We start from the raw sequence: 12,471 nt of genomic DNA, 5'->3' as shown, positions 1-12,471 counted from the left end.
CGACGAGCAGGCACACGGCATCCCTCGCCGAGCAGTTTCACGAGTCTAACCGCACCGACGGCCTCCCGTGAAATCGGCGGCGGCCCCGGCCCCCCAGGGACCGGGGCCGCCGCGGCGGGGCTTCGTCAGTGCACGCCCTCGAACAGGCTGGTGACCGAGCCGTCCTCGAACACCTCGCGGATCGCGGCGGCGATCGACGGGGCGATCGACAGCGTGGTGATCTTGTCCAGCTGGAGCTCGGCCGGGGTCGGCAGGGTGTTGGTGAACACGAACTCGCTGACCCGGGAGTTCTTCAGCCGGTCCGCGGCCGGCCCGGAGAGCACGCCGTGGGTGGCGGCCACGATCACGTCCGCGGCGCCGTTCTCGAACAGCGCGTCGGCCGCGGCGCAGATGGTGCCGGCGGTGTCGATCATGTCGTCGACCAGGACGCAGACCCGGCCCTTGACGTCACCGACCACCTCGGCGGACAGGATGGTGTTGGCCTGCGTCATGTCGCGGCGCTTGTGGATGATCGCCAGCGGCGCGCCCAGGCGGTCCGACCACTGGTCGGCGACCTTCACCCGGCCGGCGTCCGGGGACACCACGGTGAGCCGGTCGCGGTCGACCTTCTCGCCCACGTAGTCCGCGAGCAGCGGCAGCGCGAACAGGTGGTCCACCGGGCCGGAGAAGAAGCCCTGGATCTGCGCGGTGTGCAGGTCCACCGCCATGATCCGGTCCGCACCGGCCGTGGCCAGCAGGTCCGCGATCAGCCGGGCCGAGATGGGCTCGCGGCCCAGGTGCTTCTTGTCCTGGCGGGCGTAGCCGTAGAACGGCAGGATCGCGGTGATGCTCCGGGCCGAGGCCCGCTTCAGAGCATCGATCATGATCAGCTGTTCCATGATCCACTGGTTGATGGGAGCCGTGTGGCTCTGCATCACGAAGCAGTCCGCACCGCGCGCGGAGTCCAGGAAGCGGACGTAGATCTCACCGTTGGCGAAGTCCAGGGCCTTGGTCGGAACCAGCTCGGTCCCGAGCGACTCGGCCACCTCCCTCGCCAGCTCGGGGTGGGCACGGCCGGAGAAGAGCTTGAGTTTCTTCTCACCCGACGTCGTGATCCCGCTCACTGCACCGTCTCCTCGCGTTGCTGACGCTGAACCCGTCCGCACCGCAGGCAGGCGCGAGCCCGCTGGCGATAGGGGTCGGGGAAATGTCGGTACGCCTGGACACGGGCGGTAAGCCCAGTGGCGCACGTATGTCCCCAAGGTTACGCGCCCGCGCAGAAACCGTCCGCCCCGGGACCGCTCCTCGGACTCCCGCGAGACCCGTCAGGCCTCCCCGGCCTCCTCGGACGCAGCAGCCGCGGCCTGGGCCGATGTGGTCCCGGGGCGCTTGCGCTCCACCCAGCCCGCGATGTTGCGCTGCTGCGCCCGGCTCACGCCCAGTGCGCCGGCGGGGACGTCGCCGGTGATCACCGACCCGGCCGCGGTGTAGGCGCCGTCACCGACCGTCACCGGCGCGATGAACATGTTGTCCGAGCCGGTGCGGCAGTGCGCCCCGATCACCGTGCGGTGCTTGTTCACCCCGTCGTAGTTCACCGTGACGGAGGCCGCGCCGATGTTGGTGCCCTCGCCGATGGTGGCGTCCCCGATGTAGGACAGGTGCGGCACCTTGGCGCCCTCGCCCAGCTCCGAGTTCTTCACCTCGACGTAGGTGCCGACCTTCGCCTTGCGCGCCAGCTTCGCCCCCGGGCGCAGGTACGCGTACGGGCCGGCGGTGGCGAAGTCGCCCACCACGGCGCCGTCCGCCGTGGTGTTGCTCACACGCGCGCCGGCGCCGATCCGGGTGTCCTTGATCGTGGAGTTCGGGCCCACCTCGCAGCCCTCGCCCAGATGGGTGGCGCCCTGCAGCTGGGTGCCCGGCAGGACCACGGCGTCCGGCTCGTAGGACACCTGCACGTCGATCCAGGTGGTCGCCGGGTCCACCACGGTGACGCCCTCGCGCATCGCCCGCTCCAGCAGGCGGTCGTTCAGCAGGCGCCGGGCCTGGGCCAGCTGCACCCGGTCGTTGATGCCCAGGATGTCGCGGTAGTCCGCGGCCACCACGGCACCGACCCGGTGGCCGGCCGTCCGCAGGATCTCCAGGGTGTCGGTGAGGTACTCCTCGCCCTGCACGTTGTCGGTGGTGACCCGGGACAGCGCCTCGGCCAGCAGCTTGGCGTCGAAGGCGAAGACCCCCGAGTTGATCTCGTCGATCGCCCGCTGGGCGTCCGAGGCGTCCTTCTCCTCGACGATCGCCGCGACCGCGCCGTCCGCCTCGTCCCGCAGGATCCGCCCGTAGCCGAACGGGTCCGGGACGACGGCGGTCAGGACGGTGACGCCGTTGCCCTGCTCGGCGTGCGCCCCCGCGAGGGCCGCCAGGGTCGCACCGGTCAGCAGCGGCGCGTCACCGGTCGTGACGATCACCGTGCCGTCCAGCTCCACCCCGTCGGCCGCCAGGGCCTCCAGCGCGGTACGGACGGCGTGCCCGGTGCCCTTCTGATCCTCCTGCACCACGGCGCGCGCCGCCGGGTAGTGCGCCCCGAGGTGCTCCTGCACCTTCTCCCGCATGTGCCCGACCACGACGACCAGCTGCTGCGGGGTCAACTCCTGTGCCGCTGCCACCGCGTGGCCCACCAGTGACCGCCCGCAGACCTCGTGCAGCACCTTGGGCAGGCTGTTCGACTTCATCCGGGTCCCGCCACCGGCGGCGAGCACGACAACGGCGGCAGGCGAATTGGCACTCACGGGGGGAGGCTCCTCAGTCGGTTCACAGAGAGGGCAGTGCAGCCCGGCCGGGACCCAGGCCGGTCGCCTTCGCACAGTCCGCCGAGCAGCCCCGACAATACCGGGGGGCGGGTGGTACGCCCGAAACAGAGGCGTCTACTGGCTCCGCCGCTAGGATTCGAACCCAGACAAAGGCCTCCAAAGGGCCCTGTGCTGCCATTACACCACGGCGGATCGATCATCAACTCGCAGCGCCAGGGGCGCTTCGACACAGCCTAAGGGTTGCGGCCGCGTACCTCCACCACCTCGGCGCGGCCGACCCCGCCCGTGTGGATTCCGGGCGTTGTCCATCCAGTCGGGTGAAATACGCCGAGCCGCCCGCGGCCATGTATTCCCCTGACGGCCGAACGCAACCTACGATGCCGTAGGTTACGCAGACGTAACCTCCACCCCCGCCCTCAAGGGACTCCCATGACCATCCAGGCCGGCGAGGCGCGCGCCGATACCGCGCACTCCATCGATCCCGCCCCGACACTGCTCTCCGCCACCCGCGGCGGGGAGAACCAGGGGCTCGCCGAGCGGGTCGCGCTCGGGCTGTTCATCGCCGTACCGTTCGCCGCGCTCCTGGCGGCCGTGCCGGTGGCCTGGGGCTGGGGCCTGGGGTGGACCGATCTCGCGATCGCCACCGTCATGTACTTCCTCACCTGCCACGGCATCACCATCGGCTACCACCGCTACTTCACCCACGGCTCCTTCAAGGCCAACAAGGCCCTGCGGGTCACCCTCGCCGTGGCCGGCTCGCTGGCCATCGAGGGCCCGCTGGTCCGCTGGGTGGCCGACCACCGCAAGCACCACCGGTACAGCGACAAGGACGGCGACCCGCACTCGCCGTGGCGCTACGGCGAGACCGTCCCGGCGCTGCTCAAGGGCCTCTGGTGGGCGCACATGGGCTGGCTCTTCGACGAGGAGCAGACCCCGCAGCTGAAGTACGCGCCGGACCTCGTCGACGACCCGGCCATAAGGCGGATCTCCCGGCTGTTCTGGCTCTGGACCACGCTCTCGATGCTGATCCCGCCGCTGGTCGGCGGGCTGGTCACGCTCTCCTGGCAGGGGGCGCTGTCCGCCTTCTTCTGGGGGTCACTGGTCCGGGTCGCCCTGCTGCACCACGTCACCTGGTCGATCAACTCGATCTGCCACGCGATCGGCAACCGCCCGTTCCGCTCCCGCGACCGCTCCGGGAACGTCTGGTGGCTGGCGGTGCTCTCCTGCGGTGAGTCCTGGCACAACCTGCACCACGCGGACCCGACCTCGGCCCGGCACGGCGTGCTGCGCGGCCAGGTCGACTCCTCGGCCCGGCTGATCCGCTGGTTCGAGCTGGCCGGCTGGGCCCGGGACGTCCGCTGGCCGGACGCGCAGCGGATCGCCGCCCGCCGCGCCGCATGAGGGCGCGCCTGCAGCATGATGTAGGGGTGAACGGGAGCAGCGCAGACAGCACAGGCGGCCACGAGAGCACGCGGACGGAGGCCGCGCCCGATGCGGCGCAGGCCCGTCCGCGTGCCGCTGCCCCGGCGGGCGCGGCTGCACCGGCGGGCACCGCCGCACCGGCGGGCCGCCGCCGGGGCGGCCGGGTGCGGATGACCGGGAAGCAGCGGCGGGAGCAGCTGCTGGAGATCGGCCGGTCGGTGTTCGCGGAGCGCGGCTACGACGGCACCTCGGTGGAGGAGATCGCCGAGCGGGCCGGGGTGTCCAAGCCGGTGGTGTACGAGCACTTCGGCGGCAAGGAGGGGCTCTACGCGGTGGTGGTGGACCGCGAGATGCAGCTGCTGCTGGACATGGTGACGGGGGCGCTGACCGGCGGGCACTCGCGGGAGCTGCTGGAGCAGGCGGCGTTCGCGCTGATGGACTACATCGACACCTCGACGGACGGTTTCAAGATCCTGGTCCGGGACTCCCCGGTGGCCCAGTCGACCGGCACCTTCGCCTCGCTGATCAGCGACATCGCGACGCAGGTGGAGGACATCCTGGGCCTGGAGTTCAAGGCGCGGGGCTTCGACGCGCGGCTCGCCCCGATGTACTCGCAGATGCTGGTGGGGATGGTGGCACTGACCGGCCAGTGGTGGCTGGAGGTGCGCAAGCCGCAGAAGGCCGAGGTCGCCGCCCACCTGGTGAACCTGGCCTGGCACGGCCTGGAGGGGATGGAGCGGCACCCCAAGCTGGTCGGCGACCGCAAGGCCTAGGGGCGCTCGCGCCCTACCGCTTCACACCGACGGCGAAGATCCGCCGGAACGGGAAGACCGTGCCGTGCGGCCCGGCCGGGTAGGCCTCGCGGAGCAGGGCGCCGTACTCGGCGAGGAAGGCCGCCCGCTCGGCGGGGTCGGTGAGCCGGGTGAGCACGGGCCGCAGCGCGGTGCCCTTGACCCACTCCAGGACCGGGTCCGCGCCCGGGAGCAGGGTGCTGTAGGTGGTCTCCCAGACGTCGGTGGCGCAGCCGGCCCCGGCGAGGGCCGCCAGGTACGCGCCGGGTTCGTGGACGCCGGCCCGGGTGGCGCCGTCGCCCAGGGCGTCGCGCCAGCGGGGGGCGCGGCGGAGTTCGGCGAGCAGGGTGTGGCTGGGCGAGTCGAAGTTGCCGGGCACCTGGAAGGCGACCACGCCGCCGGGCTCCAGCGCCGCGGCCCAGCGGGACGGCAGGTCGAGGTGGCCCGCCGGCCCGTCCTCCCCCTCCGGGGTGAAGCCGATCCACTGCAGCGCCGCGTTGGAGACGATCAGGTCCGGCGCGGCCGGGGCCGGGTCGTAGTCGCGCGCGTCGGCGAGCAGGTAGTCGGCGGTGGGCTCGCCCTCGGTGCGGGCGGCGGCCAGCATCTCGGCGGAGTTGTCGATGCCGGTGATCCCGGCCCCGGGCCAGCGTTCGCGCAGGACGGCGGTGGAGTTGCCGGGGCCGCAGCCGATGTCCAGGACCGTGGCGGCCGGTTCGTTCGCGAGGGCGGGGACGCGGGCGAGCAGGTCCCGCAGCGGGCGGGTCCGTTCGTCGGCGAATCGCAGGTACTGCTCCGGGTCCCAGACGGGGGTGCTCATGGTCGACCTCGCAAGTATCTCGACATCAAGATATCCAACCGCAGCTTCCACGTTACATTTCTCGACGTCAAGAGACTTCACATCGACACATCCCCCGATACACTGATCGTCATGGAGGACGAGGTCGACCGCCTGGTCGCAGCATGGCGCCGAGAGCGCCCCGACCTCGACGTGGAACCACTTGAGGTGCTCAGCCGGGTCAGCCGGCTCGCCCGGCACCTCGACCGCGCCCGCCGGACGGCCTTCGCCGAGCACGGCCTGGAGCCCTGGGAGTTCGACGTCCTGACCGCGCTGCGGCGCGCCGGCTCCCCCTACCAGCTCTCCCCCGGCCAGCTGCTCACCCAGACCCTGGTCACCTCCGGCACCATGACCAACCGGATCGACCGGCTCACCGGCAAGGGCCTGGTCAAGCGCCTGCCCGACCCGGACGACCGGCGCGGCGTGCTGGTCCGGCTCACCGAGGACGGGCGTGACCGGGCCGATCAGGCGCTGGCCGGGCTGCTGGCGCACGAGCGCGAGCTGCTGGCCCAGCTCACCGGCACCCAGCAGGGCGAACTCGCCGGACTGCTGCGGCAGCTGGTCGCCCCCTTCGACAACATCCCGAGCTGACCCCCGGCCCGCCGGCCGTCAGAAGCCGTCCGGGTACGGGGCGCTGAGCGCCGGCACCGGAGCCGGCTCGGGCTCCGCGGTGCGGTAGCCGGGCAGCAGTTCGGCCAGCCGCCGGCGCACCTCCTCGTCGCTGTTGCCCACCGCCGCCTCGTACAGACCGGTCAGGCCGCCCGCGAGGTCCTCGGGGCCGGCGCCGCACTCGGCCACGGTGGCGTAGATCCGGGCGTGCGCGGTGGGCAGCCGCTCCTCGCCCTCCGAGAACAGCGCCTCGTTCAGCTTCTCGCCCGCCCGCAGGCCGGTGTAGCGGATCTCCACCTCGTCCCGGCCCAGCTGCACCTGCTCGGCGAAGTTGTGCACCAGGTCGACGATCCGCACCGGCTCGCCCATGTCGAGCACGAACACCTCACCGCCGCGGGCCATCCGGCCGGACTCCAGCACCAGCCCGACGGCCTCCTCGATGGTCATGAAGAACCGCGTCACATCGGGGTGGGTGATGGTCACCGGGCCGCCGCTGCGCAACTGCTCGGCCAGCACCGACAGCAGCGAGCCGCGCGAGCCCAGCACGTTGCCGAAGCGGACCGCCGAGAACACCCCGGTGCCGAGGTTGCGCGCGTCCCGGGCGTTCGCCTGCACGATCAGCTCGGCCAGCCGCTTGCTCGCCCCGAGCACCGAGGTCGGGTCGGCCGCCTTGTCGGTGGAGATCAGCACGAACCGCTCGACCCCGGTGGCCAGCGCGGCCTCCACCAGGTGGTCGGTGCCCAGCACGTTGGACTTGACCGCCTCGCTGGGGTGCCGCTCCAGCAGCGGCAGGTGCTTGTGCGCGGCGGCGTGGAAGACCACCTCGGGCTTGAGGTCGCGGAAGATCTGCTGGATCCGCGGCCGGTCCCGGATGTCCGCGATCACCAGTGACTCGTCGGTGAGCAGCGCCTCGCCCCAGATCTCCAGCTGGAGCCGGTGCAGGTTGGACTCGTCGTGGTCCAGCATGTAGAGCGCGCTCGGGTTGAACGCGTGGACCTGGCGGCAGAGTTCACTGCCGATCGAGCCTCCGGCCCCGGTCACCAGCACCCGCCGGCCCTCGATCACGTCCCGGACGTCGGCGGAGACCACATGCACCTCGTGCCGCCCGATCAGCCGGTTGACGTCCAGGCTGCGCATGTCCGAGCCGACCACCTCGCGGCGCAGCGCGGCGAGGAAGGACGGCAGGTAGCGGACGGCGGCGCCGGCCGCGGCGGCGGCGGTGGCCAGGGCCCGGACCCGCTGCGGGGCGAGACCGGGGATGGCCAGCGCGACCACCTGGACGCGGTGGCGGACGGCGAGCCCGGTGAGTTCGGCCAGGGTGCCGAGGACCGGCACCTCGCCCACCACCCGGCCGGCCTTGGCCGGGTCGTCGTCGAGCAGGCCGATCGGGTCGAGTCCGAACTCCGGTGTCCGGCCGAGGTCACGGACCAGCGCCGTCCCGGCGGCGCCGGCTCCGACGACCAGGGTGCGCAGGCCCGTCGGCGGTGTCGCGGCGGGGGCGCTCGCGGCCGGCGAGGGGGCGTCCGGTCCCCCGTTCGCACCGGGCTGGGCTGTGTGCGGGCGTGCGGAAGTGCTGTGCGGCGACATCTGTCCTCCGGATTTCCCTGACCTGACGGACCTGAGCCGGTACCTGGGTGTGACGGGCCGATCAGCCGGCGCCGGGAGCTGTGGTCGAGGCGACGGACGGCGGAGCGGTGGGCGCGGCCGGCTCGGAGGGGCTGACGCCCGCCCGCCGTGCGACCGCGACGGCGGCCAGGGTGGAGTGCACCCCGAGCTTGCCGAGGACGTTCTGCATGTGGGTGCGCACGGTGTGCGGGGAGAGGTAGAGCCGCTCGGCGACGGCCTGCCGGCCGAGGCCGGCGACCATGCAGCGCAGGATCTGCTTCTCCCGGGGGGTGAGCGTGTCGACGAGGCGCTCGCTCTCGGTGCGGTCCCGCCGGGCGGTGGTGAGCTCCCGGATGACGCCGGTGAGCAGGGCGGGCGGCAGGTGCGTCTCGTCGCGCAGCACGCCCCGGACCACGGCCAGCAGACGGGCCAGCGAACTCTCCTTGGCCACCCAGCCGGTGGCGCCGGCGTGCAGGGCGCGGGCGGCGCGGAGCGGGTCGTCGGCGGTGGCCAGGACGATCGCCCGCAGTGCGGGATGGTTGCGGCGGGCCCGGGCGAGGAGGGTGATCCCGTCGGGCACCGGGGCGGCGGCGTGGTACCGGTCGGGCGGGTACGGGGCGGTCGAACAGGCCGGGGGCGGCGTGGTGCGGGCCGGGGAGCCGGGGCCCGCGAGCGGCCCGGGCACGGCGGCCGGGCGGCGGGGCGCGGGCAGGGTGACCGGCGGGCGGCGGCGTACCGCGTCGGGCGGGTCGGCGCCGGGCTGGCGCGGTTTGCGCGCGCCGTCGGACTCGGCGCCGAGGTCGGCATCGATCAGGACGACGTCGAAGGCCCGGCCCTCGGTGGCGGCGCGCTCCAGCGCCCGCTCCGCGGCGGCCGCACTGCCGGCCGCGCCGACCTCCACATCGGGCTCGGCGGCGAGCGCCGCGGCCAGCGCCTCGGCGAAGATCCGGTGGTCGTCGACCACCAGGACGCGGATCCGCCCCATCGTCACTCCCCCCTGTTCGGCCGAGCCTGCGCCCGGGGCGCCGACCCGCCCACCGCCCGTGGCCCGGGTACTCCTCCGCCGCCCACCCCCCGGCTCCCGGGAGGACCAAAGCACCGACCCCCACCGGTACCGGAATCAGCGTACGGGGTGGGGGGCGGCTCGGTGGGGGTTTGGTGAAGTTTCGTCAGGAGGTGCGAACTTGGCGTGACTTGACCCTCCCGGCGACGCCTCCCGGCGCACGGCGGGAGAGCAGCAGCGCGGGCAGCAGGGCCAGGGCGAGCAGTGCGACGGCCCACCCGTACGTCCCCCGGAAGGCGTCCGCGAGGCCGGGAGCGAGCGCCGCCCGCGAGCCCGGGTCCAGGGCGTGCACGGCGGCCAGGCCGTCACCGGCCGCACCGGGCAGCCGCCCGGCCAACGCCCCGGAGAGGAGGACGGACATCAGCGCGGTGCCGACCGAGCCGGAGACCTGCTGGACGATGGTGACCAGGGTGGTGGCGGCCGGGACCTCGGACGGGGCGACGCCGCGGGTGGCGGCCGCCATGGCGGGCATCAGCGTCATGCCGACACCGGTCCCCATCACCACCAGCGCCGCGACCAGGCGCCAGTACGGGGTGCCGGCGCCGAGCTGGACGGTGAAGCCCAGGAAGCCGGCGGTGGCCACCGCGGCGCCGGTGAGCACGATCCGGCCCGGGGCGAAGCGGTCGGCCAGCCGCCCGGCGAACTGCATCGTGATGCCGGTGGCGAGCGCCTGCGGGACGCCGAGCAGGCCGACGTCGGTCGCGCTCTGCCCGCGCACCAGCTGGTAGTAGAGCGGGAGCAGCAGCATCGAGCCGAAGTAGCCGCAGCCGAACAGGGCGAGGGTGGCGGCGGGGGCGGCGAACGCCCGGCGGCCCAGGAGGCGCAGGTCCAGCAGCGGATCACGGGTGGTCAGCGCCCGGACGACGAACCCGGCGACCAGGGCGGCCCCGGCCAGCAGGGGCAGCAGGCCGGCGACACCGGGGTTGCCGTGCTCGGCGCCCAGCCCGTAGATCAGCGCGGCCAGGCCCGGGGAGAGCATCAGCAGACCGGGCAGGTCCAGCCGGCGACCGGCGGCCGCGCCGGCGTCGCGGGGCAGCAGCCGGGCGGCCAGCACGAGCGCGAGCGCGCCGATCGGCAGGTTGACCAGGAAGACCCAGCGCCAGGAGGCCTCGTCGACCAGCCAGCCGCCCAGCACCGGCCCGGCGAGCGGGCCGATCAGCACGGGGATGCCGAGCACGCTCATGGTGCGCCCGGTGCGGGCCGGGTCGGAGGCCCGGACCAGGACGGTCATCCCGACCGGCATCACCATGCCGCCGCCCAGCCCCTGGAGCACCCGGAAGGCGATCAGCGAGGGCGCGTCCCAGGCCGCGCCGGCCAGCAGCGAGCCGAGCACGAAGAGGGTGAGCGCCGTCAGGTAGAGGCGCCGGGTGCCGAACCGTCCGATCGCCCAGGCGGTGACCGGCGTGACGGTGGCGAGGGCGAGGGTGTAGCCGGTGGTCACCCACTGGACGGTGGCCAGCGGGGCGTGGAAGCCCTCGGCGAGGCGGTTGAGCGCGACGTTGACGATCGTGGTGTCGAGGACGGTCAGCAGCGAGCCGAGGACCACGACCGCGGCGATCGCCGCGGTGCGCGGGCCGGGTGCGGCGGCCGCCGAGGTGGTGGCGGGTACGGCGGTACTGGTGCTCATCGGTCCCCCTGGGTGACGGGCTTCAGGCCGGCGGTCCGGGACGCCAGCCGCCGAGATGCGGTGCGGTGCGGGCAGGACGGGCGGGGCCGGCCCGGCGCGCCGCGGGCCTCGGCGGCCGGGCCCGGCCTCGGGTCAGGCGCCGTACGGGCGGGCGGTGCGGGCGTCCCGCAGCGCGTGGGCCCACCAGGTGAGCTGGTCGAGCATGCCCTTGGCGGCGCCGTTCGGGACGGTCGGGTCGACCGGCTCGCCGTCCTCCCCGAAGGCGGCCCAGACGCTGTGGAAGCTGACGGAGTCCCGGACGGTGACGGCGTGCAGCTCGGCGAAGATCAGCCGGAGCTGCTCGACCGCGCGCAGCCCGCCGCCGAGGCCGCCGTAGGAGACGAAGCCGACCGGCTTGGCCTGCCACTCGGCGCGGTGCCAGTCGAGGGCGTTCTTCAGCACGGCGGGGAAGCTGTGGTTGTACTCGGGCGTGATCACCACGAAGGCGTCGGCGGCGGCCAGCCGCGGCGAGAGCGCGGCGAGGCACTCGGCCTGCTCGGCGGTGGGCTCCTCACCCAGGTGCGGCAGCGGGTGCTCGAGCAGGTCGATGATGTCGAGCTCGAGGTCGGCCCGGTGCCCGGCGGTGCGCTGGAACCAGTCGGCCACGGTGGGCGCGACACGGCCCTGTCGGCTGCTGCCGACGATGACGGCGACGCGGTACGGGGTCTCGGACATGACGGCCTCCGGAAGTGCTGTGAACGGTCACCGCCCGATCGGACGGTACGTCAGGTAAAGTACAACGTGCATGGCAATGAGTACAACGCTTACTGCAAACTTCCTGGGAGCCCCTCGATGACCAGTGAGAACGAAGCGCCGCCCGCACCCCGCCGGGGGCTGGCCGAGAAGCGGCAGGCCATCACCCGGGCCGCCCGGACGGTCTTCGGCCGGGACGGCTACTCCCGCGCCAGCATCGACGCCATCGCCGCGGAGGCCGGGGTGTCCACCCGGACCATCTACAACCACTTCGCCGGCAAGGAGCTGCTCTTCCGGACCGTCGTCCAGGAGAGCGCGGGACAGGTCAGGGACGCCCACCTGGAGGTCGTCGAACGCCATCTGGCCAAGGTCACCGACCTGGAGGCGGACCTCGTCGCCCTGAGCCTGGCCTGGGTGGCGGCGCTCACCACCTTCGCCGACCACTTCGCACTCGTCCGGCAGATCAACGCCGAGGCGGCGCACCTCCCGAAGGACCTGCTGGACGCCTGGCAGGACGCCGGACCGCGCCGGGCCGTGACCGAACTCGGCACCAGGTTCGGCGAGTTGGCCGACCAGGGCCTCCTGGACGCGCCCGATCCGGCGCGCGCCGCCCAGCACTTCGTCCTGCTCATCGGGAGCGAGGTCACCCAGCGCTCCTACTGGGGCTCGTACCCGCTCGCCCCGGCGGAGACCGAGGAGATCGTCACCGCCGGCGTGCAGGCCTTCCTGCGCGCCTACGCCGCGCGCCCGACGCGGTAGCGGTCGGGGGCCGGGGGTCGGCAGGCGGCAGGCGGCAGGCGGCAGGCGGCAGGCGGCAGGCGGCAGGCGGGAACGACGAAGCGCCGCCCCCGGAACGGGAGCGGCACTTCGTCGACGGTGCGGGCGAGGCCTACAGGCCGTTCTTCTCCAGGGTGAACTTCCAGGCGTCGGCGACGATGTCGTCCAGGTTCGGACGGCTCGGGGTCCAGCCCAGCGCCTGGTGGGCGCGCTCGGCGGAGGCCACC

At 73.5% G+C, this 12,471-nt stretch carries 11 protein-coding genes and 1 tRNA gene; 4 read left to right on the top strand and 8 right to left on the bottom strand.

The genetic code is table 11. The annotated features are described in order from the left end of the window. Positions 1-125: 125 nt before the first annotated feature. The 3 genes from ACWDRR_RS35475 to ACWDRR_RS35465 all read right to left on the bottom strand — a co-directional run bounded on the left by ACWDRR_RS35475 (position 126) and on the right by ACWDRR_RS35465 (position 2,975). On the bottom strand, positions 126-1,103 hold the full coding sequence (locus tag ACWDRR_RS35475; RefSeq protein WP_449776383.1) for a ribose-phosphate diphosphokinase: 978 nt from the start codon (positions 1,101-1,103) through the stop codon (positions 126-128). Positions 1,104-1,304: 201 nt separating this feature from the next. Next, the gene (glmU, locus tag ACWDRR_RS35470) at positions 1,305-2,762 is read right to left on the bottom strand and encodes a bifunctional UDP-N-acetylglucosamine diphosphorylase/glucosamine-1-phosphate N-acetyltransferase GlmU (RefSeq protein ID WP_449776382.1); all 1,458 of its coding nucleotides are present in this window, start codon (positions 2,760-2,762) and stop codon (positions 1,305-1,307) included. Between the two features lie 139 nt (positions 2,763-2,901). Beyond that, positions 2,902-2,975, bottom strand: a tRNA-Gln gene (locus ACWDRR_RS35465). Between the two features lie 237 nt (positions 2,976-3,212). Between ACWDRR_RS35465 and ACWDRR_RS35460 the strand changes: the two genes are divergently transcribed. Both ACWDRR_RS35460 and ACWDRR_RS35455 read left to right on the top strand, forming a co-directional pair. Continuing rightward, positions 3,213-4,184: an acyl-CoA desaturase gene (locus ACWDRR_RS35460; protein WP_449776381.1), complete on the top strand. Its 972-nt coding sequence runs from the start codon at positions 3,213-3,215 to the stop codon at positions 4,182-4,184. Between the two features lie 191 nt (positions 4,185-4,375). Continuing rightward, a complete protein-coding gene (locus ACWDRR_RS35455) occupies positions 4,376-4,978 on the top strand; it encodes a TetR family transcriptional regulator (protein ID WP_449776380.1) in 603 nt (200 codons plus the stop codon). 13 nt (positions 4,979-4,991) lie between these two features. Here ACWDRR_RS35455 and ACWDRR_RS35450 read toward each other — a convergent pair whose 3' ends face one another. Continuing rightward, the gene (locus ACWDRR_RS35450) at positions 4,992-5,813 is read right to left on the bottom strand and encodes a methyltransferase domain-containing protein (RefSeq protein WP_449776379.1); all 822 of its coding nucleotides are present in this window, start codon (positions 5,811-5,813) and stop codon (positions 4,992-4,994) included. Positions 5,814-5,924: 111 nt separating this feature from the next. Between ACWDRR_RS35450 and ACWDRR_RS35445 the strand changes: the two genes are divergently transcribed. Then, on the top strand, positions 5,925-6,422 hold the full coding sequence (locus ACWDRR_RS35445) for a MarR family winged helix-turn-helix transcriptional regulator (protein ID WP_329489314.1): 498 nt from the start codon (positions 5,925-5,927) through the stop codon (positions 6,420-6,422). An 18-nt stretch (positions 6,423-6,440) separates the two neighbouring features. On the opposite strand, the gene ACWDRR_RS35440 is transcribed toward ACWDRR_RS35445, so the two are convergent. From ACWDRR_RS35440 to ACWDRR_RS35425, 4 genes are all read right to left on the bottom strand, one after another. Continuing rightward, entirely contained in the window at positions 6,441-8,027 is a 1,587-nt protein-coding gene (locus tag ACWDRR_RS35440; protein WP_449776378.1) for a polysaccharide biosynthesis protein, read from the bottom strand. 61 nt (positions 8,028-8,088) lie between these two features. Next, complete coding sequence (locus tag ACWDRR_RS35435; protein WP_449776377.1) at positions 8,089-9,030, bottom strand: LuxR C-terminal-related transcriptional regulator; 942 nt, start codon at positions 9,028-9,030, stop codon at positions 8,089-8,091. A gap of 184 nt (positions 9,031-9,214) precedes the next feature. Then, the gene (locus ACWDRR_RS35430; RefSeq protein ID WP_449776376.1) at positions 9,215-10,735 is read right to left on the bottom strand and encodes a DHA2 family efflux MFS transporter permease subunit; all 1,521 of its coding nucleotides are present in this window, start codon (positions 10,733-10,735) and stop codon (positions 9,215-9,217) included. A 132-nt stretch (positions 10,736-10,867) separates the two neighbouring features. Further along, a complete protein-coding gene (locus tag ACWDRR_RS35425; RefSeq protein WP_449776375.1) occupies positions 10,868-11,449 on the bottom strand; it encodes an NADPH-dependent FMN reductase in 582 nt (193 codons plus the stop codon). A gap of 117 nt (positions 11,450-11,566) precedes the next feature. On the opposite strand from ACWDRR_RS35425, the gene ACWDRR_RS35420 reads away from it, so the two are divergent. Continuing rightward, the gene (locus ACWDRR_RS35420; protein WP_449776374.1) at positions 11,567-12,226 is read left to right on the top strand and encodes a TetR/AcrR family transcriptional regulator; all 660 of its coding nucleotides are present in this window, start codon (positions 11,567-11,569) and stop codon (positions 12,224-12,226) included. Positions 12,227-12,471 lie beyond the last annotated feature (245 nt).

The sequence above is a fragment of the Kitasatospora sp. NPDC003701 genome, from assembly GCF_053587085.1.
Note: the sequence above shows the minus strand (reverse complement) of the source record. Positions and strands in the feature narration are given on the sequence as shown.